The sequence below is a fragment of the Aeromonas sp. FL131 genome, assembly GCF_049860615.1.
Taxonomy (GTDB): Bacteria; Pseudomonadota; Gammaproteobacteria; order Enterobacterales; family Aeromonadaceae; genus Aeromonas; species Aeromonas hydrophila.
Genome location: NZ_CP187595.1, coordinates 4,544,549 through 4,567,500, shown reverse-complemented (window position 1 = coordinate 4,567,500; position 22,952 = coordinate 4,544,549). Strand labels below are relative to the sequence as shown.

The 22,952-nt window shown below is 59.3% G+C and carries 20 protein-coding genes and 1 riboswitch (1 of these 21 cut by a window edge); of the genes, 10 read left to right on the top strand and 10 right to left on the bottom strand.

Features of this window, described 5'->3' with window-relative positions; genetic code table 11:
• Positions 1–202, top strand: the 3' end of a protein-coding gene (locus tag ACPW75_RS21280) for an RNA recognition motif domain-containing protein (RefSeq protein ID WP_011704113.1). Its footprint begins 290 nt before the window's first position; only the last 202 of its 492 coding nucleotides appear in the window; its start codon lies off the left edge, out of view; it ends in the stop codon at positions 200–202.
• 18 nt (positions 203–220) lie between these two features.
• On the opposite strand, the gene murI is transcribed toward ACPW75_RS21280, so the two are convergent.
• The 3 genes from murI to ACPW75_RS21265 all read right to left on the bottom strand — a co-directional run bounded on the left by murI (position 221) and on the right by ACPW75_RS21265 (position 4,135).
• Positions 221–1,015, bottom strand: coding sequence for a glutamate racemase (gene murI, locus ACPW75_RS21275; RefSeq protein WP_017410537.1), 795 nt, complete (start codon positions 1,013–1,015; stop codon positions 221–223).
• 117 nt (positions 1,016–1,132) lie between these two features.
• On the bottom strand, positions 1,133–2,968 hold the full coding sequence (locus tag ACPW75_RS21270) for a TonB-dependent receptor domain-containing protein (RefSeq protein WP_077097877.1): 1,836 nt from the start codon (positions 2,966–2,968) through the stop codon (positions 1,133–1,135).
• 52 nt (positions 2,969–3,020) lie between these two features.
• Positions 3,021–3,197: riboswitch (cobalamin riboswitch) on the bottom strand.
• A gap of 35 nt (positions 3,198–3,232) precedes the next feature.
• Positions 3,233–4,135: a LysR family transcriptional regulator gene (locus tag ACPW75_RS21265; protein WP_190283826.1), complete on the bottom strand. Its 903-nt coding sequence runs from the start codon at positions 4,133–4,135 to the stop codon at positions 3,233–3,235.
• A gap of 111 nt (positions 4,136–4,246) precedes the next feature.
• On the opposite strand from ACPW75_RS21265, the gene ACPW75_RS21260 reads away from it, so the two are divergent.
• The 4 genes from ACPW75_RS21260 to ACPW75_RS21245 all read left to right on the top strand — a co-directional run bounded on the left by ACPW75_RS21260 (position 4,247) and on the right by ACPW75_RS21245 (position 7,174).
• Positions 4,247–5,173, top strand: coding sequence for a sodium-dependent bicarbonate transport family permease (locus tag ACPW75_RS21260; RefSeq protein ID WP_179101518.1), 927 nt, complete (start codon positions 4,247–4,249; stop codon positions 5,171–5,173).
• Between the two features lie 4 nt (positions 5,174–5,177).
• Positions 5,178–5,480 carry a P-II family nitrogen regulator gene (locus tag ACPW75_RS21255; protein WP_005306985.1) on the top strand — a complete coding sequence of 101 codons (303 nt, stop codon included), beginning with the start codon at positions 5,178–5,180 and terminating at the stop codon, positions 5,478–5,480.
• A 63-nt stretch (positions 5,481–5,543) separates the two neighbouring features.
• The gene (purE, locus tag ACPW75_RS21250; RefSeq protein ID WP_011704108.1) at positions 5,544–6,053 is read left to right on the top strand and encodes a 5-(carboxyamino)imidazole ribonucleotide mutase; all 510 of its coding nucleotides are present in this window, start codon (positions 5,544–5,546) and stop codon (positions 6,051–6,053) included.
• Positions 6,050–7,174 (top strand): 5-(carboxyamino)imidazole ribonucleotide synthase, encoded by a 1,125-nt coding sequence (locus ACPW75_RS21245; RefSeq protein WP_077097883.1) that lies wholly within the window; start codon positions 6,050–6,052, stop codon positions 7,172–7,174. Before purE ends, ACPW75_RS21245 begins: the two co-directional genes overlap by 4 nt.
• A 74-nt stretch (positions 7,175–7,248) precedes the next feature.
• Here the strand turns inward: ACPW75_RS21245 and ACPW75_RS21240 are convergent, their stop codons facing one another.
• The 3 genes from ACPW75_RS21240 to ACPW75_RS21230 form a co-directional block, all read right to left on the bottom strand.
• Positions 7,249–8,439, bottom strand: a complete 1,191-nt coding sequence (locus tag ACPW75_RS21240; RefSeq protein WP_016348936.1) for an L-lactate MFS transporter — start codon at positions 8,437–8,439, stop codon at positions 7,249–7,251.
• A gap of 109 nt (positions 8,440–8,548) precedes the next feature.
• The gene (locus ACPW75_RS21235; protein WP_011704105.1) at positions 8,549–9,280 is read right to left on the bottom strand and encodes a LytR/AlgR family response regulator transcription factor; all 732 of its coding nucleotides are present in this window, start codon (positions 9,278–9,280) and stop codon (positions 8,549–8,551) included.
• Between the two features lie 46 nt (positions 9,281–9,326).
• Positions 9,327–11,000: a sensor histidine kinase gene (locus ACPW75_RS21230; protein ID WP_162275801.1), complete on the bottom strand. Its 1,674-nt coding sequence runs from the start codon at positions 10,998–11,000 to the stop codon at positions 9,327–9,329.
• A gap of 172 nt (positions 11,001–11,172) precedes the next feature.
• On the opposite strand from ACPW75_RS21230, the gene ACPW75_RS21225 reads away from it, so the two are divergent.
• The gene (locus tag ACPW75_RS21225; RefSeq protein ID WP_077097885.1) at positions 11,173–11,613 is read left to right on the top strand and encodes a hypothetical protein; all 441 of its coding nucleotides are present in this window, start codon (positions 11,173–11,175) and stop codon (positions 11,611–11,613) included.
• A gap of 35 nt (positions 11,614–11,648) precedes the next feature.
• On the opposite strand, the gene ACPW75_RS21220 is transcribed toward ACPW75_RS21225, so the two are convergent.
• The 4 genes from ACPW75_RS21220 to ACPW75_RS21205 form a co-directional block, all read right to left on the bottom strand.
• Positions 11,649–14,627 (bottom strand): ATP-binding protein, encoded by a 2,979-nt coding sequence (locus tag ACPW75_RS21220; protein WP_425904348.1) that lies wholly within the window; start codon positions 14,625–14,627, stop codon positions 11,649–11,651.
• A gap of 201 nt (positions 14,628–14,828) precedes the next feature.
• The gene (locus ACPW75_RS21215; protein ID WP_279962591.1) at positions 14,829–15,779 is read right to left on the bottom strand and encodes an IS1595-like element ISAeca5 family transposase; all 951 of its coding nucleotides are present in this window, start codon (positions 15,777–15,779) and stop codon (positions 14,829–14,831) included.
• A 70-nt stretch (positions 15,780–15,849) separates the two neighbouring features.
• A complete protein-coding gene (locus ACPW75_RS21210) occupies positions 15,850–16,275 on the bottom strand; it encodes a hypothetical protein (RefSeq protein WP_256822372.1) in 426 nt (141 codons plus the stop codon).
• A 2-nt stretch (positions 16,276–16,277) separates the two neighbouring features.
• Complete coding sequence (locus ACPW75_RS21205; protein WP_017410528.1) at positions 16,278–16,901, bottom strand: response regulator transcription factor; 624 nt, start codon at positions 16,899–16,901, stop codon at positions 16,278–16,280.
• 599 nt (positions 16,902–17,500) lie between these two features.
• On the opposite strand from ACPW75_RS21205, the gene ecpA reads away from it, so the two are divergent.
• The 4 genes from ecpA (at position 17,501) to ACPW75_RS21185 (ending at position 22,952) form a co-directional block, all read left to right on the top strand.
• On the top strand, positions 17,501–18,073 hold the full coding sequence (gene ecpA / locus ACPW75_RS21200; RefSeq protein WP_077098165.1) for a common pilus major fimbrillin subunit EcpA: 573 nt from the start codon (positions 17,501–17,503) through the stop codon (positions 18,071–18,073).
• A 59-nt stretch (positions 18,074–18,132) separates the two neighbouring features.
• Positions 18,133–18,798, top strand: coding sequence for a hypothetical protein (locus ACPW75_RS21195; RefSeq protein ID WP_077098163.1), 666 nt, complete (start codon positions 18,133–18,135; stop codon positions 18,796–18,798).
• Positions 18,799–18,879: 81 nt separating this feature from the next.
• Positions 18,880–21,327 carry a fimbrial biogenesis outer membrane usher protein gene (locus ACPW75_RS21190; RefSeq protein WP_232105277.1) on the top strand — a complete coding sequence of 816 codons (2,448 nt, stop codon included), beginning with the start codon at positions 18,880–18,882 and terminating at the stop codon, positions 21,325–21,327.
• The gene (locus ACPW75_RS21185; protein ID WP_179101536.1) at positions 21,327–22,952 is read left to right on the top strand and encodes a hypothetical protein; all 1,626 of its coding nucleotides are present in this window, start codon (positions 21,327–21,329) and stop codon (positions 22,950–22,952) included. The genes ACPW75_RS21190 and ACPW75_RS21185 overlap by 1 nt, the downstream gene beginning before the upstream one ends.

The following is a 22,952-nucleotide window of genomic DNA, read 5'->3' as shown; positions in this document are numbered from 1 at the left end:
GGTGATCTCGGTCCGCCTGATGAAGGACAAGGCCACCGGCAAGCGCAGAGGATTCGGTTTCGTGGAGATGCCCGCTGCCGATGCCGCCAAGGCGATCGCCGCACTCAACGACAAGGAGTATCAACAACGTACCCTTAAAGTACGTGAAGCCAATGACAAGCGGGACAAAGATGAGCGAGAAGGCAGTGAAGTGGATGCCTGACCGCTGGCAGGCAATCCGTTAGAACCTGACCTCTTCGAGTGATGACAGCCCCCAAGCTTGCAAGGGGGCTGTCAGTTTCCGGGTCTGGGCATCCAGCCGGGTGCAATAGGCCTTACCCCCGACATCTTCCAGCCGTGTTGGTGTCGTGACCAAACCGGCCAGCAGGTGAGCCACCCGCTTGGCGACCGCACTGCCGGAATCCACCAGCTGGCACGCAGGCATCAACTGCCGTATTTCTTCATCCAGCAAGGGGAAATGGGTACAGCCCAGCACCAGAGTATCCGGATGCTCTTCCCCTTCCAGCCAGTCCGCCAGTACTTCCCGCAACAGCGCCATATTGACCGGCAGACCCGCCAGCTTGTGCTCGGCCTCGACTACCAGCTCGGTCGCCCCCTTGAGCAGCACCCGCTTGCCCGGCGCAAACTGGGCGATGAGCTCGTGGGTATATTCACGGCTGACGGTACCCGGGGTTGCCAGCAAGCCGATGCAACCATTGCGGGTAAGCGCGGCCGCGGGCTTGATGGCGGGTACCACGCCGACGACCGGTACTGTCATGGCCGCACGCAGGGACGGCAGCGCTATGGTGCTGGCCGTGTTGCAAGCAATCACCACCAGATCGATATCATGCTCGACCACCATGTGGCTGACCAGTCTGGTACAGGCTTCGGTGAGGGCGGCTTCGCTCAGCTCACCATAGGGGAAGTTGGCGTTGTCGAAGCAATAGATATAGTTGTGTGCCGGCAATGCGCGGCGGATCTCGCGGTAGATGGTCAGCCCACCCATACCGGAGTCGAACACGAGAATATTGGCCACTTGAGCTCCCCTTTGCTGCAAGTCGGCGATCATACTCCCGCCGACCGCCAATAGAAAAGGCCCCACCAATGGCGGGGCCTCGCTTTTTATCTTCTCTTATATAGGCAGCGTTGCCGCTCAGAGACGGTAGTCTGCCGTCAACTTGAACTCGGTACCTGCCGACGCATAGCCATAGGCCGGGGCGTAATCACGATCAAACAGGTTGTCGATGCGACCACCCAGCGTGAACTGAGGCGTCACCCCATAGCTCGCCCCCAGGTTGATCAGGGTGTAGGAACCCAGCTCAACCCGCTCCGCCGGGAAGCTGCTGAAGTTCTTGTCATCCCGCTTGCCGACATAGAGCAGTTCGGTGGAGAGATCGACCGGGCCCAGTTGTACCTGAGTCAGCCAGCTGGCCTTCTGCTTGGCACGACGCAGCAGTTGCTGATCCCCGTCGTTCTTGTCTTCGGCCCGGGTGTAGTCAAAGCTCAGATCGTGGCGCAGTGGTCCGGTTTCCAGACCGAGCGCCACTTCCACACCGCGGATCTCGGCGTCGGTGTTGTCCGGTCGGCAGGTAGAGGACGCGCTTTGGCAGGCAATCAGATTCTGGATCTGGTTGCGGTAGAGGTTCAACGACCAATCCCAACCGGTGTAGCGACCGTTGAAGCCCAGCTCCAGGTTCTTGCTCTCTTCCGGTTTCAGCGCGGGGTTCTCATAACCCGGATAGTAGAGATCGAGGAAGGTCGGTGCCTTGAAGGCAGTACCGTAACTCAGGCGCACATTATGGTTGTCATCGAGATCCAGCCCGCTGGCCGCTGACCAGGTGTTGTGGCGGCCATATTGCTTGTTGTCATCGGTACGACCAGAGAGCTCCCACAGCAGGGCCTGCCAGCGGTAGCTGCCCACCACGAACAGACCCGTGTTGTCGCGATCCGGGGCATTGAATGACTGACCATAGCTGCGTGTATCGGATTTCAGCTGCTCCTGCTGCCAGTCAGCCCCACCGGTCAGGTTGAGCCCCTCGACACCACTCCAGCTGTTGATCCAGGAGAAGCGGGTCAGCCCGGTGTGGATGGGCTCCGCACTGGACTCCCCTTTGCTCTCCAGCCAGCTCTTCAGTTTGTTCTCGCCGTAGCTGGCCTCCAGCCGGCTGCTCAGCGCACCGCTCTGATACTTGAGGCCGCCATCGTACTGGAACGCCTGCACCCGGCTCTGATCGGCCGACTGATACGCATCATCCATCTCGGTCTGGTTGTCATAGCCCTGGGCGTTGAAATCGGCACTCCATGCGTCGTTGAAAGCATGATTCAGTCCGAACTGGCCGTTCAGGCTGTCAAAGCCATCCCGATCCGGCTGCTGGGCATTGGCCACCACGTCGAACCCATCGGTGCGCTCGTAGCCGATCATCATATTCATGTCGGTCTGCTGGCCCAGAGTCTGCACGGTACGCAGCTGGCCCTGACCGTAGCCATTGCTGCCCACACCGCCTTTCAGGTGGGTCTCGCTGCCATTCTTGGCGGATGTCTTGGTGATCAGGTTGATGACGCCGCCGATGGCGTCCGAGCCATACACGGCCGCCCGCGGGCCACGGATGTACTCGATGCGTTCGATATTGCCGAGCGGGATCTGGCTGAGATCCGGCGTGCCGGCCACCATGGCCGCGATGGGGCGCCCATTCATCAGCACCAGTGAATGGTTGGAGTTGGTACCACGGATGAACAGGCTGCTCATGTGGCCTCGGCCACCCAGGGTAGTGATCTGCACGCCGGGCAGCGTCTTCAGCAACGCTGGCAGGCTCTGCACCTGGCGGGACTCGATCTCGGCGCGATCGATCACCACAACGGGAGCCAGTACAGAGCTGATGGGTTGCTCCACCCGATTGGCGGTGATGACCAGGGTAGGATTGACGGGGATGGTGGTCTGGGCAAAGGCCGCCGTTGGCAACAGGGCAGCCGCCAATAATTTCTTGGACATGAGAGATCCTTAAGTTCGCGTAAGCATCTACTTCGTGGCCGGTTTCTCTCGGCCCGAAATACGAACTTTGGCAGGTCTTCGGGCTGGGGGGCTGATGGCCTACGGCGACGGCTTCCCACCTGTGGCAGTGCCCTGATGTCGCTTCGTTCCCCCTTACCGCTGCGCGCCAGCTCCGGATTTTCACCGGATTCCCTATTAAGCATGATGCGCCAAAGCGCAGGGATTATAGGCAGAGCAGAGGTGGATGTATAGCCATCCAGATTTCTATTTCTTGCCACCCAGTGCGGCCAACCGCTGCTTCGCACCCTCCATCACCGCCTGTACACCGGGATGGGAGAGGTGACGACCGGCCGACACCAGATAGTAGGAGAGCGTCACCTCGGTCAGGGTTGCAATCCGTTCGACACCGTAGAGTCGCTCGATCTCGTCGGCCATGGCCAGCGGCGCCGGAAAGATCCCCATCCCCGCCTTGCCGAACGACTTCATCAGGGTCGAATCATCGAACTGGCCGACCAGATGGGGATGGATGCCCTGCTGCCGATACCAGGCCAGCAGGCAGTCATGGGTCGCCGACTTCTCCCCCGGGATCAGCAGCGGCAACCCTTCGAGGGAAGCAGGAAAACCCTGCCGCGCCCTGGCAGCCAGCTCGGGGCTGGCAAACAGCGCCAGCGGGCTGCGTCCCAGCTCGTGGTTGTAGCCGCGCACCCCGCTGTCGGGGGGAAGCGGGCGATCGATCAGCACCATGTCCAGCTTGTGGCTGGCCAGCTCGCTGAACAGCTGTTCCGCCCGCTCTTCATGGCACACCAGCCGCAGCGGGGTGGCCAGCGCCATGGCGGGCGCCAGCAGCTCGAACGCCAGGGTGCGGGGCACGGAGTCGGCGATCCCCACCTGCATGGTCAGCTCCTGGCTGACATGGCGCAGGGTATGCTCGAGATCGGCGCCGAGCGAGAAGATGGCGCCGGCCTGTTCGAGCGCCTGGCGACCGGCGGCGGTCAGGGCAAGCCGCCGCCCCACCCGGTTGAACAGCGCTACCCCGAGGGAGAGCTCCAGCTCGGCCACCTGACCGCTGACGGTCTGCGGCGTGAGGTGCAACTGCTCGGCGGCCCGCGTCACACTACCGCTGCGCGCCACGTGCCAGAAGTAATAGAGCTGTTTGTAGTTGAGCATCGGGCCCCTTATCAGTTTTTACCGAACAATCATCAATCAAAATCTGATTTTATCGAAACATCTTGCACTCTAGCATGCAACCACCCTGTGAATTGCCTCCTGCGAACTCCCATGCTGGATGTTGTTGTACTCTTTTTCCTGTTTGGCCTGCTGGCCGGTCTGGTGCGCTCCGAGCTCAAGCTGCCGCCCGCGCTCTACGATACTCTCTCCCTCTTTCTGTTGCTGGCCATCGGCCTCAAGGGCGGCGTCGGCCTGGCGCAGCAATCGCTGCAACCGTTATTACCGCAACTGGCACTGGTGATCCTGCTCGGCATGCTGCAGACCCTGGCCGGGTTTGCCGTGCTGCGCCTCAAGATGAACCGGGCCGATGCCGCGGCCACCGCCGCCCACTACGGCTCGGTCAGCGTGGCGACCTTTGCGGTCGGGGTGAACTGGCTCACCGAGCGCGGCATCAGCTTCGAATCCCAGCTCTCCATCTTCCTGGCGGTGATGGAGATCCCCGCCATCCTGGTCGGCATCGTGCTGGCCCAGGGGATAAGCCGGCAGACCCGCTGGCGCCGGCTGGCCCATGAAACCTTCCTCGGCAAGGGAGTCACCCTGCTGCTGGGCGGCATGGCCATCGGCTACCTGGCCGGTCCCGACGGGATCGCCCCGCTCAAACCCCTGTTCGTCGACCTGTTCAAGGGGGCGCTGGCGCTGTTCCTGCTGGAGATGGGCCTCATCGTCGCCCGCCAGTGCCAGGACCTGCGCCGCCACGGCCTGTTCCTGCTCGGCTTCGCCCTGCTGATGCCGCTCGCCTCGGCTAGCCTCGGCCTGGTGATCGGCCAGCTGATGGGGCTCTCCCTCGGTGGCCTGACCCTGCTGGCTACCCTGGCAGCCAGCGCCTCCTATATCGCCGTGCCGGCCACCATGCGCATCGCCGTCCCTCAGGCCAATCCGGGCCTGTCGCTCAGCGCCGTACTGGGGGTCACCTTCCCGTTCAACATCATGCTGGGGATCCCGCTCTACCACAGCTGGGCCCGCCACTTCACGGAGTAGCCACATGCAGACCGAGATCCGCACCCTGCTCACCGTCATCACGGAAGCGAACCTGGAACCCACCCTGCTGCGCACTCTCACCCGAGAGGGGCTGCGCGGCTACACCATCACCGATGCCAGAGGCCGCGGCGACCACGGTGAGCGCAATGCCAGCTGGAGCGAGAGCGGCAACATCCGGCTGGAGGCGATCTGCAGCCGCGAACAGGCGGAACGCCTACTCGCCCACCTGCAGAGTCGCTACTACCCCGACTATGCCATGGTCGCCTTTTTGCAACCGGTCGAAATCGTGCGACCCGAAAAATTCTGAGCCGGCTTGCCGGCTCTTTTTGCCAACCAGAGACAAACGTTTGACTGCAAGGAGTCATCAGCCATGAATACCCCTCCCCTGATCGGCCTGGTAATGGGATCCGACTCCGACTGGCCCGTGATGCAGGCCGCTGCCCGCATCCTCAAGGAGCATGGCGTCCCCTATGAGGCGCGCGTGGTCTCGGCCCACCGCACCCCGGATCTGCTGTTCGAATATGCCGCCAGCGCCCGTGAACGTGGCCTGCGCGCCATCATCGCCGGGGCCGGCGGCGCAGCCCATCTGCCGGGCATGGTGGCCGCCAAGACCACCATTCCGGTGCTGGGTGTGCCCATTCCGACCCGCCAGCTCAAGGGGATGGACTCCCTGCTCTCCATCGTCCAGATGCCCAAGGGGGTGCCGGTCGCCACCTTCGCCATCGGCGAGGCGGGCGCCGCCAACGCCGGCCTGTTCGCGGTCTCCCTGCTCTCCGTCGCGCAAGACGGCGATGCCCCCCGCTACCAGCAGCAGCTCGACGGTTTTCGCGCCAACGAACGCGACCGGGTGCTGGCCCTCACCCTGGAGGACCCGGCATGATACTGCCACCCGCCACCCTCGGCATGCTGGGGGGCGGCCAGCTCGGCCGCTACTTCGTGATGGCCGCCCACCGCCTCGGCTACAAGGTGGTGGTGCTGGATCCCGATCCCGCCAGCATCGCCGGCGCTGCTGCCGATCACCATATTGTTGCCGCCTATGACGACCCGACCGCCCTGCACGATCTGGCCAGCCGCTGCGCCGCCGTCACCTGCGAGTTCGAGAACGTGCCAGCCACCGCCCTGGCCCTGCTGGAGCAGTACCAGCCGGTACGCCCGGCCGCCGGTGCCGTGCGCATCTGTCAGGATCGCCGCGAAGAGAAGGCCTTCTTGAGCAGAGCCGGCATCCCGGTCGTCCCCAACCAGACCCTGCAGCCGGGTGAGCCGCTGCCGACGCTGCCCGCCTCTCTCTTCCCCGCCATCCTCAAGACCGCCCGCGAGGGATACGACGGCAAAGGCCAGTGGACCATTCAGGCCGCCGACCAGCTGCCAGCAACGCTGGCCGCCAGCGGCGTACCCTGCGTGCTGGAACAGCGGCTGACGCTGGAGGGTGAGTTTTCCCTGACCCTGGCCCGCAGTCCGAGCGGTGCCATCGGTGCCCTGCCGCTGGTGCAGAACTGGCACAGCGGCGGCATTCTGGACCAGACCCGCTCCCCGGCCAAGGTGCCGGCGCTGGAGGCCGACGCCAGACGCATCGCCGAACAGCTGATCGCCGCCCTCGACTACGTCGGCGTGCTGACGGTGGAGTTCTTCCTGGTGGCAGGGAAGCTGCTGGTCAACGAGCTGGCGCCGCGCCCCCACAACTCGGGCCACCCCAGCCTCGACAACGCCGAGTGCAGCCAGTTCGAGCTGCAGGTGCGCGCCCTGTGCGATCTGCCGCTGCCCGCCCGGATCGCCGTGCGCCCCGCCATGCTGCTCAACCTGCTGGGGGATCTCTGGCAGGCCGGCACGCCCGACTGGGCCGCCCTGCTGGCACTGCCCGGCGTGCATCTGCACCTGTACGGCAAGGGGGAACCCCGCCCCGGCCGCAAGATGGGCCATGTCACCATCACCGCCGCCGACTGGCCAACGGTGGAAGAGACCTGCCACCGGGTGCGCCAGCTGCTGGGGCTGCCGCCACGCTGAGCGCTTAACCGTGCACAAAAAAAGACCCGGGCCAGGCCCGGGTCTTTTCATTGCTTGCTGCGACAGGCGGGTGATCAGGCCCGCTCCACCGATACCGGCGCCGGCAGGCGGATGGTGAGGGAGAGCACCAGCGCCACCACCAGCAACACCAGGATCAGGTTGAAGGTCGCCATGAAGCCGCCGAACAGGGAGGCTACGATGGAGCCGATGATGCTGCCCAGACCAAAGCCCAGATAGATGACGCCGTAGTTCTTGGTCAGGTTGTTGAGACCGAAGAAGTCGCTCACCAGCGAGGGGTAGACGGTGATGGTGCCGCCGAAACTGAACGCCACGCAGGCCACCGCCACGAAGAACAGGTTGGCGTTGAGCGGCACGAACAGCAGCAGCGCCATGCCGGCCAGGGTAATCAGCTGGGCGATGGTAATGACCCGGATGCGGGACATCTTGTCGGAGAGGATGCCCAGCACCAGCCGGCCGCCCAGGTTGGCCATGGCGATGATGGCGACGGCGTTGGCGGCGACCACGGCCGGCAGGCCCACCATGTTCTCGCCAATGTCCTTGGCCACGCCGATGACGTAGAGACCGCTCATGCAGGCGGTGAGGAACATCAGCGCCAGCATCCAGTACTGCGGCTTGCGCATCGCCTCGGCCAGGGTGAAGTCGCGGCTCTCGCTCTGCTGCACGGCGGCCGCCTGCTTGGGCGCATCCTTCATCAGCATGCCACCCACCAGCACCATGGACATGGCGATCAGCCCCCACAGCTGGAAGGTGGTCTCGAGACCGTTGCTGGAGAGCAGCAGCAGGTTGATGTACTTGAAGCCCAGGCTGCCGAGGCCGTAGGCACCGATGGAGCAGGCGGAGATGAGCCCCTTGCGCTCCGGGAACCACTTCACGCAGTTGGAGAGGGTCATCAGGTAGCCAGTACCGTCGGCAAAACCGACCAGGATGCCGGCGCAGAGGTAGAGCATCGCCAGGTTGCTGGCGTGGGCGGTGAGGAAGAAGCCGATGCCGAGCAGCACGCCGGCACCCAGGGTGACGTTGCGCACCCCGAACCGCTCCTGCAGCTTGCCCGCCAGGGAGGAGGCCACCGCCAACGAGAGGCTGAGCAGGCCGAAGGCGAAGGCGACCTGGCTGACCGGCTCGTCCAGCTTGTCGGAGAGCTGGGCGTTGAACAGGCTCCAGGTGTAAACGGATCCCAGCGCGAACTGGGTGATGATGGTCCCCAACAGGGTGAGGTAGCGGGTGCGATTCATCTCTTTGGTCATGATGCGTCTCGGTCAATGGCCTTAAGGAAACTGGGGCCACTATAGGCAAGACGCCACTCCCGCCGACCGATTAAGGCATGAAATGCAGATCGGCGGGAATGAATGACAATCAGAGCCGCATCAGCTGACGGAACGCCTTGATGTTGCTGCGGCTGACCGGCACCTCGAACGGCAAGTCATGGAGCCGGATGAGATAGGTGCTGTTGAACCAGGGCACTATCTCGCGGATCTTGTTGATGTTGACGCAGTAGGAGCGGTGACAACGGAAGAACCCCTCGGCAGGCAGCCGGCTGACGAACTCGCTGAGGGTCATGGTCATCACGTAGCGATCATCGCGGGTGTAGACATAGGTGAGCTTCTCGTCGGCTTCCGCGTAGTAGATCTGCTCGCAGGGGGTGACGATGATGCGCTCCCCCTTCACCAGATTGACGGTGCGATTGTGCGGCGTGCCCGGCTCGCTCCCCTGCCCCGTCTGCGACTTGCCAGCCAGCTCGAGCTTTTGCAGCAGACTGATGAGGCGCGGTTCGTTGTAGGGTTTGAGGATGTAGTCGAACGCCTCCAGCTCAAACGCCTCCACCGCAAACTCCTTGTAGGCGGTAACGAACACGATGTGGGGCGGATGGCTCGACTTGTGCAGGTTCTTGGCCAGCAGCAGGCCGTCAATGGAGGGGATCTGGATGTCGAGGAACACCACGTCCACCTCGTGATCCTGCAGGTATTTGAACGCCTCCAGCCCATCCTCGAAGCTAGCCACTATCTCGATGGTGCTGTGCTGCCCCACCAGGTAGGCCAGCTCCTCACGAGCCAGATATTCGTCTTCCACTATGATGGCTTTCAGCATGGCAATGCCTCGCGAGTCAGACACTTAACTTCCTCAATGATGGCCTTCAGCATGGCATCGACTCCTGATCCGGCAGATAGAAACTTACTTCGGTACCCGGCTCCAGCCGCTTGAGGTGCAGGCCATCGCCATAGAGCAGCTTGACCCGCTGATGAACGTTCATCAGGCCGATACTGCGGCTCTCCACCCGGCCGGCGGCGACCCCGTCGATCACCTCCTGGCTGATGCCGTAACCGGTATCGCGCACCGCCACCCGGATGCCGCCCGCCAGCTGCTTCACCTCAATGGTGACACGACCCGGCGCGCTGCGGGGCTGGATGCCGTGCAGGATGGCGTTTTCCACCAGCGGCTGCAACAGCAGGCTCGGCACCTGGATGTGCACGTCGTCCACCTCGAATACCACCTCCAGCTTGTCACCGAAGCGGGCCTGCTCGATAGCCACGTAGTCGCGCACCTGCTGCAGCTCCTCTTGGATGTCGATGAGGGTATCCCCCTTGTTGAGGTTGTAGCGCAGGTAGTCCGCCAGATTGGCGATCAGCTGGCGCGCCTGCTGGGGGCGAATGCGGATCAGCGACGAGATGGCATTGAGGGCGTTGAACAGGAAGTGCGGGTTGATCTTGCTCTGCAGCGCGGTGAACTCCGCCTTGCGGGTCATCTCCTTGAGCTGCTCGATGCGTGACACCTCCATCTGAGTGGAGATGAGCTGGGAGAGGCCCACCGCCATCTCCTTGAGGGAGCTGGTGATGCTGTGGGTGCGACGGTAGTAGATCTTGAGGGTGCCACTCACCGAGCCGTTTTCCCGCAGCGGAATAATGATGACCGAGTGGAAATCGGAGAGGTGATACTGGCGCAGATCGTTGTTGATGATGATCTGGTCCAACAGCACCGCCCGCTGGGTCATGTCGCTGATGGCGTGGTGCTCGTCCAGCTCGTAGTAATCCTTGCCCACCCCCACATAGGCCAGCACGTCGCGGGTGTCGGTGATGGCCACCGCATCGGCGCTGATCTCGCTGCGAATGATGGCGCACACCTGGCTCAGGGAGTGGCGATCGATGTTCTGGAAAAACGGCAGCGTCTTGTTGGCGATGTCGAGCGCCAGCTTGGCCTGCTTGGCGGCGATCAGCTCCTTCTCGTCATCCAGATCCTGCACCAGCTTGATGATGAGGCCGATGCAGAGCGCCCCGGCGATCATCGGGTAGGCGATGTGGCTGACGATCTCGACGCCCACAGCATGGGGCTCGGTCAGCAGCCAGATGAGCAGCATGGTGAGCCCTTCACACAGCATCCCCGCCAGAATGCCGTACAGCCAGAGCCGCGACTTGCGACAGCGCAGGTGCAGCCAGGTGGCGAGCAGGCCGGCAATGATGCTGGCGATGAGGCACGGGATCGAGGTGTGGCCATCCATGTCGATGAGATAGCGGTGCAGACCGGAGATGACTCCGGCCGGAATGCCGACCCAGGGACCGAACAGGATGCCGCCTGAGATGATGGCGATGATCCGCACGTTGATGAGGGCCCCTTCCACCGGAATGCCGGTATAGGTGCTGAACACCGCAAACAGGCAGAAGATCGCCGCCACCAGCACCAGCTCGGCCGGGGTGTGGTCCCGCTTCTGGAACAGCCGCTGGAACGGCCGGGTACGGGTCAGGAAGAACAGGGTCATCAGCATCAGCGCCGCCCGTTCGAACACCGCCAACAACATCATCTGATTTTCGAGCAAAGCTGGGATTCCATATCTATGACTAAAGAGAGGACAAGGCGCGGGATCATACCCCGTATCCCGTGTCAGCTCATTCCGAATAGTGGGGTACAGATTAAGCTTCGCCGCGGGCGGGTCGATAGATGAGTGACCCCCGGCAGCGGGGTAACCTCGATATCCAGGAGATAATCATATGTCTCAGAAAGGAGTTCTGGTGGCACTACTGGCTGGTTGCTGCACGATGGCGGCTCAGGCCGACACACAAACCAATCAGCTCACCTGGCCTGCCACCGCCAGCAAGAGTACCGGGATGGAAATTTCGCTCACCCACCCGGGTCAGCAACCGGTCAATTCCGTTTCCACATCCAGCCCGGTCCAGACCGAGGCCATCAACCTCAGCAATCCGGACTTCAACACCACCTATCAATTGCAGGCCCGCACCCTGTATGCCAGTTTGCCCGAACAGGCCGGCACCGACTTCAAGCTGGCGCTCAACGGCCAACCACTGCCACAACACCATGCCCTGCCTCTGACCCAGGCCACCCGCTACTTCCTCAGCTATCTGGCTCCGGCAGCCAAACCGGACCAGACTGGCGAAGCGGCCTATGAACTGCTGGTCTACTGGCACGGTTGACCATCCAGGAAGGCATGCCCGGCATGCCTTCATTTTCATTCCGGTTCGGCCTGCATTTGCATGATGGCCTGTCTGACAATCCCGTAGGCATGCTGCAACGGCTGCAATGCCCTCGGCAATCCCTGCGGCCCGAGCCCGGCAGATTCTGTCTCGCTGCACACGGCAACCAGTTTCATCGCTCCCATGATCCTGGCCCCACCCTTCAGACGGTGCACATAGCCGAGAAAACGGGCCAGTTCACCACCCTCTGCGGCTTGCTGCAGACCCAGCAGATCATCGTCGCTGGCCCGCACAAATTCATGCAACAAGGGCAGCATCAGCGCAGGCTGATTGCCGGTCAATGGTCCGAGACACTGCTTGATCTCCTGCACACAGCCCTCGATTTCCCGCTGCTCCTCATGCTGCATGTGGCGACACAGGCAGCGCTCCAGCTCTTCCAGCCCTACTGGCTTGAACAGGCAGTCGTCCATGCCGGCAGTCAGCCCCTCGCTCACCTGCTCCTGGCGGGCATCCGCCGTCAACCCCAGGATGAGGCAACGATGCGTACCCCGGCTCAGCTCCAGAGCACGATACTGGCGGGTCAGTTCAAAGCCGCTCATGCCAGGCATGTTGAAGTCGGTGATCATCACGTCAAAGGGTGTGTTGGCAGACAGTGCCAGCGCCTCGCGCCCCGACTCGGCCGCCGTGGCATCATGCCCGAGGTATGCCAGTTGCTGGCTGACCAGCAGCCGGTTGGTGGGGTGATCGTCCACTATCATGACCCGCAGTCGCCGGTGATGCCCTGTCATCGTGCCCAATGCCACGAGTGTGACTGATTCGACGGCGCTCGCCAGCGGCAATTTCATCTCGATGCTGATGCACGTGCCGTGGCCGGGCTCGCTCTCCAGCAGCAGCGAGCCTCCCATCGACTCGCACAGCGAGCGAGAGATCATCAGTCCGAGACCGGTCCCGGAGCGCTGGATGTGCTCGGGCTGCCTGGCCTGACCAAAAGGCTGAAACAGCCTGGCTTGCTCCGCAGGCGCAATCCCTATGCCCGTATCCCGGATCACCAGTTGCAAGGTGCACCAGCCGTCGCTGGTTTTTGATTGCAGCTCGACCCGCACCGATCCCTGATCGGTGTACTTGATGGCATTGCTGATGAGATTGGAGAGGATCTGCTTGTAGCAGATGCCATCAATCTGTACCCAGCGGGGCTCGCCGGCGGCGAGGTCCAGTTGCAGGTTCTTTTGTCTGGCCAGCGCAGTGAATACGGTGACCACCGAGGCCGTCAGCGCCGTGATTTCATGGGGTTCCGGCCTCAGTTCAAGCCGGCCGGACTCGATCTTGGATATATCCAGAATATCGCCAATCAGGCTCAGCAGATCCCTGGCCGAACCATGGGCGATGGAGAGTGAAGTCTTGTCCTCCTCATGCAGTCGATCGCGGCGCAGGGTCAGTTCCAGCAAACCAATGATGGCATTCATGGGCGTGCGGATCTCGTGGCTCATGGTGGCCAGAAAGGTCGACTTGGCACGATTGGCCTCCTGGGCATCCTGACTGGCCAGGGCCAGCTCTTCGAGCAGCCGCAGCCGCTCGCTCACGTCGATCCAGCCACCGATTCCGCCCTGAACATTTCCCTCCAGGTCATAGTAGGGCTGTACCCAGTGATAAACGGCCACGGACCCCGTCGCCATGGAGAGGCGATGATCCCCTTGCCTGGCACAGCGCACCGTACGCGCGGTGCTCAAATCCTCGAACAGGGGAGCCAGAAAAGGCCAGCGCTGCACATCGTCCGCCATGGTGGAGCCCAACAGACGGCTCTTCTCCTCGCCAAAGAAGCTGGCATAAGTGCTGTTGCAGAGCACCAGCCGATCCTCTCGATCTCTGGCATAGATGGGGTGGGGTGTGCCGTCCACCAGATCTTCGATGAACTTGAGCTGGGCACTCAAAGCCATCTCGGCTGCCCGGCGCTGGCGCACCTGTTTGTGCAAAGAGAGGCCCCATAGGCCGATCCAGATGGTCAGCAGCATGATCAAGGCAATGATGCCGCCAAATTCCCGTACCAGCTCCTGCCAGGTGATGGCCTCCTGCTGGGTACTGACGCGCCAGCGATTGGAGAGTCCCTCCAGCTCATCCGGCGGAATGATGGCAATCACCCGATCCAGAATGTCGCGCAACATATGCTGCTTGGGCGAAACGGCAAACGCCGCCCCGATCGGGATGGAGTCGAACAACTCTCCCGTGATGAGCAGACTGTCCGGAAACTTGCTGTTGATGTAGTACTTGGCGACCCGCAACGGCAACACGGTCACGTCGCAGGTCTCGGTCGCCACGCAGCGCAGCGCATCTTCGATCCGTTCGAACTTTCTGGTGGTCAGCTTGCCATACTCGTCCTCTATCGCCTGCTCGGAGATGAAGTCCTTGATAATGGCGACCGTACCGGTCTTGAGCAGCGTCTCCGGTGCCGTCGCCTCATGGCGGACCCCCACCACATAGGCCAGCGGGTCGAGCACAAAGGCACGGCTGAACAGGTAACGACTGCGACGCTCTTCCGATGGGCTCAACACCGCGATGTCCACCTGCCCACCATCCAGCAACTGCAACATCTGCCCTGGCGTCTTGACCGGCACCACCTCTATTTCCACCCCCAGCTTCGCTCGCAACACCTGCAGCAAATCGGCCACCACCCCGTGCAAGGTGTCATTGATGTCGAGAAAACTCAGCGGCGGCACCCCGCTGTTGACGGCCATCCGGATTTTTTTCTGCTGACCCAGCCAGGCCCACTGCTCGCTGGTCAGCTCGACCTTGCTGGCCCCGATAGAGAGGCCGCCGCCATTCCAGCGTTTGGCAATTTCCTCCCGCTTGCCTTCCAGAATTTCATCCAGCGCAATATTGATGATTTTTTTAAGCCGCTGATTTTTTCTTTCCAGCGAAAACGAAAAACCATGGGTGTCTATATAAAGAGGTTTCAGTAATTGAATGCTGTCTTGATAAAATTTATTGACGATGAAGTTCCCGGAAATCATGTCCAGCATGACGGCATCGACCTGGCCATATGCAACCGCAGAAAGTGCGCTATAACGAGAGGAATACATTTTTATCTGAACCTTGGGCAGGTAGCGCATCACATCCAGCGCCGGCAGATAATACTCCGGGACGGCCACCGTTCTTATATCACGCTCCTTTACGTGAATATTCTTATATATGGCCGGATCATCCGGCATATATTTACCTGATTACCCATGACCCTCAGCCAGCTTCAAGAGCCGATATGGCATCGGAGGGCTTGCCACGACTGCATGCCCCAATTCAACCAACATGCTCTTGAGGTCAAAACGATGATTAAACCGGAAGCAGTATTCCGCAAGATGCCTTGGTAAATGCTTCGCTCCGAGCGTATGGCAACTGCCCCGCAGCGAGTTCTTCACATTCCCTATCATCGTGTTTACCCAGTTGAATGCCGGATGATCCAGCAAATCAAGGTTGCCCCCGGTGACAACACCCAGGTGCTCACAATTGGCCTCCTTGACCGCTTTGAAACAGGCCAATCCATCGGATATCACCGCGCTACCACTAGCAAGATGCCGTTTTGCCCAATCAGCAATGACGTTGGTTTTGAAACCATCGACCACCGTCATCCGCATCTTGATTGGATGCCCTTCCTTGTTCAGGGCTACTGCTGCCACAAACGGCGTCTTGCCTGCCGCGCCGCGACCTCGTTTGCCACCACGGCGCTCTCCACCCCAGTAGACATCATCGAGCTGAATGATGCCGCTGATGGGCTGCTTGTCATCGGACTCTTTCATGGCTTGCAGCAGCTTGTGCTTGAGCATCCAGGCGGTGTCATATTTGACGTCCAACTGGCGCTTTAGCTCCATCGCTGACAAGCCAGTTTTGGTCTGTGACAGCAGCTGCATCGCCAGAAACCACTTGGTCAGTGGGAGTTTGGTGTTTGCAAAAATCGTGTTTCCAGTCAATGACATCTGGTGACGGCAGTTATTGCATTGCAGCACGCGTGGCCGACTTTTCAGGCGACAGCAGGTCTTGTTGGCGCACTCAGGACAGATGAAACCGTTCGGAAAACGCCAAGCAAGCAGCGCGTTTTCGCACTGCGCTTCAGTGCCATAGTCCTTGAAAAAATCAAACAGGCTGTAGCCTTTCTGGAATTGGACTTTGCTTTTGGCCATGATCTCGCACCTCGATAACTGTACGTAAGATCAGTATAGTTCGTGGTAACTGACTGCTAATCATGGGTAATCAGGTATATTTATCGGTCAACAATAATTGCTGCTCTTCTTCATAGGCATTGGAGGTGCTCAGCAGATCGACCTCTCCCCGCTTGAGCGCAGCAATGGCCGCGGCGCGAGACGGCAGATTCTTTACGACGATCTCGACACGCAACAGATGACTCAGCATGCCGACAATGTCGGCGGTGACGCCTTCGTAAGCATTGGCACGCAGGGTGATGTCCATCGGAGGATTGTCGGGCATGGGTACCCCGAGCACCAGCCGGCCACGATTTCTCAACCACAGCCAATCTTCCGCATGCAGTGGCAGGGTCTGCTTCTCGAGGTACTCGCTGTCATTGCGCGCATAGACATGCAGATAGGGCGCCGCCAGCTCATGAGCCGAAGCCCATGAAGCGCAGCAACAGACCAGCAGAGCTGCAAACCAATGCCTCATGGTCACAGCAACTCTTGACGCTTGGCCAGGCTGATCAGATCAACCATGGTGGTGACATTGAGCTTTTGCATCAGCCGACTCTTGTAGGTGCTGACCGTCTTCTCGCTCAGCAGCATGCTCTCTGCAATCTGCTTGTTGGTGTGCCCCTGGCATATCTGCAACAAGACGCTCATCTCTCTATCCGAGAGTGCCGACAAGAGATCTTTCCGATCGACTTCATGGGCATTCTTGGCGCCAGCAATCACATCGCGAGGGAAATAAAGCTGACCTTTCCCTACCTTTACCAGCACTGTTTTCAGCAAGGAAAGGTCATCCAGCTTGGATATGAAACCGTTGGCACCGGCTTGCAGACAACGCACCATAATATGATGCGTAGCTTGTGCCGACAATATGACCACCTTGATATCAGCATCCATCTCTTTCAGTCTTTTGATCACCTCAATGCCGTCCAGCCGGGGAATTCCGATATCCAGCACGACCATATCAGGCTGATATTTCCGCGCCATCGAAACTGCATCAACACCATTATCAACTTCGGCAACAATATGATGATCATCCTGCTGCAGCAGGATATTTACAGCCATTCTGATGGCAGGGTGATCATCTACTACCAATATTTTTGCCATATACTTTCCTGTCATTACTCCATTTGATTCAACGTATATTAACTACAAAGTCAGCACGTGTACCATATGGCGCTTGAATATTAATGATATGTTACGTAGTTCAAGTAACGACGCCTCTCTTCGTACCTCATTCATTTTTATCTGATATTTTTATTTATGCTCATCAAATACTTACAGAGCTATATATTCTTTTGAATCTCTATTTTTTCTTGTACTCATTCCTGTACGGCAACCCCTCCCATCCTCCCCCGTCAGAGGGACGCACCATCTAGATAAGAAAAGCACCAAAACTCTTAAAAATCAAAATCATAAGAAAAACAAAAAACCCTGATAAGAGAATGGACAAGGCTTATTTTAAGTTGCAGACAACAACCATCTTTTAGGACTTTTCCTACACAGCATTCAATCGATCCGAGCAGGTCCGTCCAGTATCTTTGCCGGCGAAAAGATGAGCTGATTGACGAAACATTACCCTTCGGCGATCGGCAAGATTGCCTGGACAAACCCGTCCGGCAAGGTGGAAAGGGAATGCACCCTGGGTGCGTGAAATCAAACGGGTGGCAAATGCCCCCATCAGGAAATGTGTAGGAAATATCAAGATGAAAAAGACTCTGATTGTGCTGACTGTTGCAGGACTGGGCTTCGCTGCCGCCGCTCAGGCCGCTGTAGAAGCAAAATCCGTTGCCACCTGGAAGGCAACCGCCAAAAAGGACACCGAGTCGGCGCTGGTTGTCACGCCGCTCGACAGCCTCTCTTTCCAATACGCGGAAGGGATCAAGGGTTTCAACACCGTGAACGGCCTGTTCGACGTTGCCATCAAGGGTGATGCCAGCGCCACCGACTTCACGCTGAAGGCCAAGAAGCTGAGCGGCACTCTGAACCACCTGAGCGGCGGCTCCACCGTCGACGTCGGCGTGCTGTGGCAAGGAGCTCCCGTCAGCACCACCGCCTATACCACGCTGATCGATACCGCTGCCGGCATCACGGGCGGCAACCTCTCTCCGCTGGCCAGCAGCTTCAAGGATGACACCCAGCGCAGCACCGCCCAGGGCTCGTTCACCTTCAACATCGAGAGCGCGACCGTCAACGGCACAGACGCGGCTTTCGAGACCCTGCCGGATGGCCTGTGGAGTGGGGAAGTCAACGTCGAGTTCGTTGCCAACTGGTCCTAATTACCTCGACGCATAGTATTCGGGGCCCTGCGGGGCCCTTTGCAATCACAGGAGTTCCCATGAACCTGAAAATGCTGATGGCATGGATGCTGTTTATTCCCGGGGTCAGCCAGGCCATCAACGTTGGTTCCGTCACCACCTTCATCGATGCAGGCAGCCAGGATGTAGCCAAGGAGATCGAGAATGGCAGTGCTCAAGCCAGGCTGGTCACCATCTCCATCAGCCGCATCTCTTCACCCGAAGAGGGTGGCCAGGAGATCCCGATGGAAGTGGCCGGCGAGCTGATGCTCTCGCCCAGCCGACTGATGCTGCCCGCCCATGCCAAGAACAACGTTCGTTTCTTTTACAAGGGACCGCAGGACGGCAAGGAGCGCTACTACCGCATCCGCTGGCTGGACACCGCCCTGTCGATGGACGACCAGAGCAACAATCGCCGCCAAGCGGTTGCCACCACCTCTGCCCAGATAGGCACCATTCTGGTGGTCACGCCACGCCAGCAACACTTCGCCTACAACCTGCAAAACGGAATGTTGAGCAATCAGGGGAATGCCTCTTACCGCACCGTGGCCTACGGCCCCTGTCTGGACCGCAAGGCACAGGCGCAGTGTAAAGAGACCTACTACGACCTGCCCGGCAAGCAGCGCCGCTTCAAGAAAGTCGATATGCAGGATCCGCAAAGTCATCTTGGCCTCTGGCTGGGTCAGGAATTCGTCGTCGTCAAATAACCCGTTTGTGCTGGTACTGCCTTCACCACCCGGTCGAGTGGCGGTGTTGTTTTGCCGAAATCTGAAACCATGGTGCGTGATATGTTGAAGAAAACCTGCTTGTTGCCGCTCTCATTGCTGATGGTGGTCTCCGCCTCGGCCAACAGCGCGGCGCCACTCAAGATCGCCAACGTCATCATTCCAGCCAGTTTTGCCCAGGCTCTGGCAGAAGGGCTGGCTGTTCCCGTTCGCCTGCAGTACACGGATGAAAAAAACCAGCTCGACACCCTGACCGATCACCCGATCGGCAATGCCACCCTGCTGCTGCAGGACGGCAAGCTGCATCTGCTGCACATCGATTTTGGTGCTGGCCAGCAGCAAGGTCTGCTCAACGACCAGCTGACCGCCATGCTAGCCAACGAAGAGAAGCGCACGTTTTCTGCCGAGGGCAGCTTGCAGATAGATGCCAACGCCAGCATGCAGCTTGACCTGGTGGCCATGTTGCTGACGATTCGGGTTTCACGCGATGCATTCGGCCAGGCCAGGCAGCCGGACAACCGGGTGACCTTGACCCCGACCGTTGACGCCCTGACCGGTGTTCATCGCTACAATCTGGGCTACTCCTTCAACAGCAATCGGCAAAACGGTCACAACGACTCCAACTTCCTGCAACTGGACAGTACCGTCGGGATGGGCGCCCATCACATGGCGCTGGACGCCTCCCTCTACAACCTTGGGGAGCCAGAACAGAGCGGTGACATCTATCGTGCCATGTACGAGCGGGATCTTGACGATCGCCGCATCGCAGCCGGCATGGTCTCGACCTGGGATCTGCAGACGCTGGGGGTGGTGACCGGCCTGAGTACTGGCCGCATTTATGGGGCATCGTACGGCAACCAGGCCCAGTCACGTAAACAGAAGGCCGACGCATCCACCACCCCGGTACAAGTCTTCATGCCTGCCAATGGCGAGGTCAGGGTGTACCGTGAGGATCGCCTGATCAGCCTGCAAAACCTGGCCATCGGCAACCAGAATATCGACACCTCGGCGTTCCCCAGTGGCGTCTACAACGTCACGGTCGAAGTCTATGTCGATGGACGGCTGACCAGCACCACGACCCAGCGCGTCACCAAGCTGGGCGGTAGTCTGGGCTTTACTCAGGAGTGGGGATGGCAATGGTGGGGAGGCATGATGGAAGGCGCCCAGAACAACGGTGATTCACCGCTGCTGGGAGTATCGCTAGCACGTTCGCTGGATACCCTGGAACTGGCCACTACAACCTATGCCTTCAAGGATGCTGCGGTAGGCGAAGCCCGTGCAAACTGGCAGGCAACCGATCGTGTCAGCGCCCAGTTGCAAACCATGCTGGCCTCCGACCAATCGTGGCGATTCGCATCCAGCCTTGCCCTGCAGGCCCATGACAATGCCTCTCTTTGGCTCAGCCAGGAGAAGCTCGAGACCGGCAGCGCCCTGACGGTGAGCAACGCCGAACTCTACTCTGCCGGCATCACGATCAATCTGGGTGGCTGGGTCAGCGGTCTCGGCCAGCTCACCTTCAATACCCTGCACGACCGCCAGATGAACAGCGATCGCAGTTATGCCGATTACTACCAGCACCTTTATGCCGGCAAATACGGCAACCTGTCGCTGCGCGCCAGCCTGCAGAGCGACAGCGGCACGCTCAACGGATTCAACAACAAGAGCATCACGCTGGATTACTCGATCCCGTTCGACAACCTGTTCAGCTTTGGCATGAGCAGTAACGAGCAGGGCCAGACCACGGCCAACGTCAACTACCAGAAACGCATGGACGGCGTCATCAATCTGGCCTCGTTCAATGCCTCGCGCATGATGCACGGCAGTGATGAACACAATATGGCGCTCTCCGGCACTCTCGGGTTCGAGAACAAGGTCATCGGCGGCACCATGACGCTGGGCCGCGGCCATGGTGGCGACATGAATGGCAACCTGATTGCGCGCGGCGCCCTGGTCACGACGGAGGACTCACTGGTCGCCTCTAGCCGCAACTCCTCGGGGGCCGGCTTGATCATCAATACCGGTATCGATCGCCAAGGACAGATGCTCGCCAAGGTCAACGGACAGGATTACCCCCTGCAGGGCGAGCAGACCTTCCTCGCCCTCCCCCCTTACGGGGAATACGAGATCGAGCTGCTCAACAGCAAGCGGGGCAAAGACAGCTACGACATCAATACCGGCAAGCAGCGCTACACCCTGTTTCCCGGCAACGTGGCCACCCTGGATGCGCGCAGCACAATCAAGGAGATGGTGACCGTCTTCGGCATACTCAGGGCGGAAGACGGCTCCTTACTGGCCAATGCCCGCATCGACAACCATATCGGCACCACGGTGACCAACGAGGAGGGTGAATTCTCGCTGGATGTGGATAAAGCCAATCCCATGCTGACCTTCCGCCAGGGGAATGACTTCTGTGAAGCCGAGCTCGATCTTGAAAAACACAGCGGCGCCGCCTGGGTAGGCATCATTACCTGCCAGGGGCTGCCCACCTATGCCATGGTGAGAGAGTACTGATGATGAATCCCGCATATAAATGGCTGTTGGCGATGGCAATTGCCACCAGCTGGGCCTCGCAGGCCAGTGCCGCAGTATCCAAAACTGTCTGGCCAAATGCTCCGCTACGAAACTTTCTGTTTATTGAGAACCAGGAAGACAACAACCTGTTTGTGGCACCTACCGACGGATTAGATCCACGTTTGACCGGTGCAAATGCTTGGACCTCCCTTAAAGGGAATGGGCAAGTGAGCCTGGCGTATGTTGATAATGGATACAACACTGATATTAACAATTGGAACGTCGACATGTGGGAAAACGGCCCGATCCGTCGTCCTTATGTCAACCAGCGCTGCATCATGACATATACCCGCTGTGATCCCGACACGGCAGAAGCGGTCAACAAACCCGCCGTGGTAGATGACCTTGGCTTTTTCGGTCTCATTGGCGCATCCGCGGGATGGGGGCACGGCAAGCTCAGCACAAGCTTCTTTGACTATCTGCGCACCATGCCAGTTGGAGCCATTTTGAACAGAGAAATGAACTTGTGCATGACCACGCTCAAATACGATGCGGCGGCTGGAGAGCGCTGTATCAATCAGAACAGTGGCTACTGGTACGTGAGAAACATGCAGCACAAGAAGGCTGGTCATCTGCGCTTCGTACAAACCAACGCGATTAGCGAAGTCATTGTTGACAGCAATGGCGTACCTTATGTCTTGCCTGGTTCTCAAGGCTGTGAAAACTATCGTCTAGGCAATCAAGACGGCATTTTATGTCGGTTCCTTGATTACAACTTCAATGACGATGGCAGCCAAAATTATATCGAACCGTATATTTATACCAATGTCAGAAATAGCTCATTGAATAGCGCCATTGGCGTCACTGATTTGCAAATGAGTGCGGATCTCAAGAATTGGGCATACAAGGGTTATCGCCATAATATCAGCTACCTCAGGGGGCAATCCTCTGTGTATCTGTTTCTATCAAGCAATTTCTTCAAACAAGTGGTGAGGTTGGGTCTGCAAGAACAACTTACTCGTAGCCTGATCAACTTCAATATGAAAAATGGGTATGCACCTGAGAGTGGATACTATGAGTTCAGTGGCACAACTGAGATACATATCAAGCCACGGGACTTCAGCGTATCGATTCTGTCATCCGATGGTATAACCACACCTTACAGGGAAGGCAGCGTTGGAAAAGATATTCTGAATTTCCCCTACAATATTTCTGATAGTGGCCCTATTAGTGCCGATCTGCTCGAAATATCTATTTCGCAAGACCAAGGCGTTCCTTATCAAGGGCATTGCACTTTTTACCCGGCCGGGAAAGTATCATCCGAGCAGGCCGTGCCAATTCCGACCAGGCTGGTGTTTGATTCAGGGACTCATGGTGCCGCTTCCCAGCATGCCATAGAATGTGGCGGACACTCGGTAGATATCCGTGCCTTGGGCATAAAAGACAACCAACCACCACAAGAGTGGAGCGATCCCGTCAGCGGCAAAGGCATTACCCGATTCTACAAGCTGGCGCTGGAATTCGATCTGACCGATCCCATGGTGCAACGCACCATTGGCAACGACTTGTGGGAAGGGGAAGTACAGCAAAGCGGTACCATTACCATCAAAGGGACCTGGCGCTGA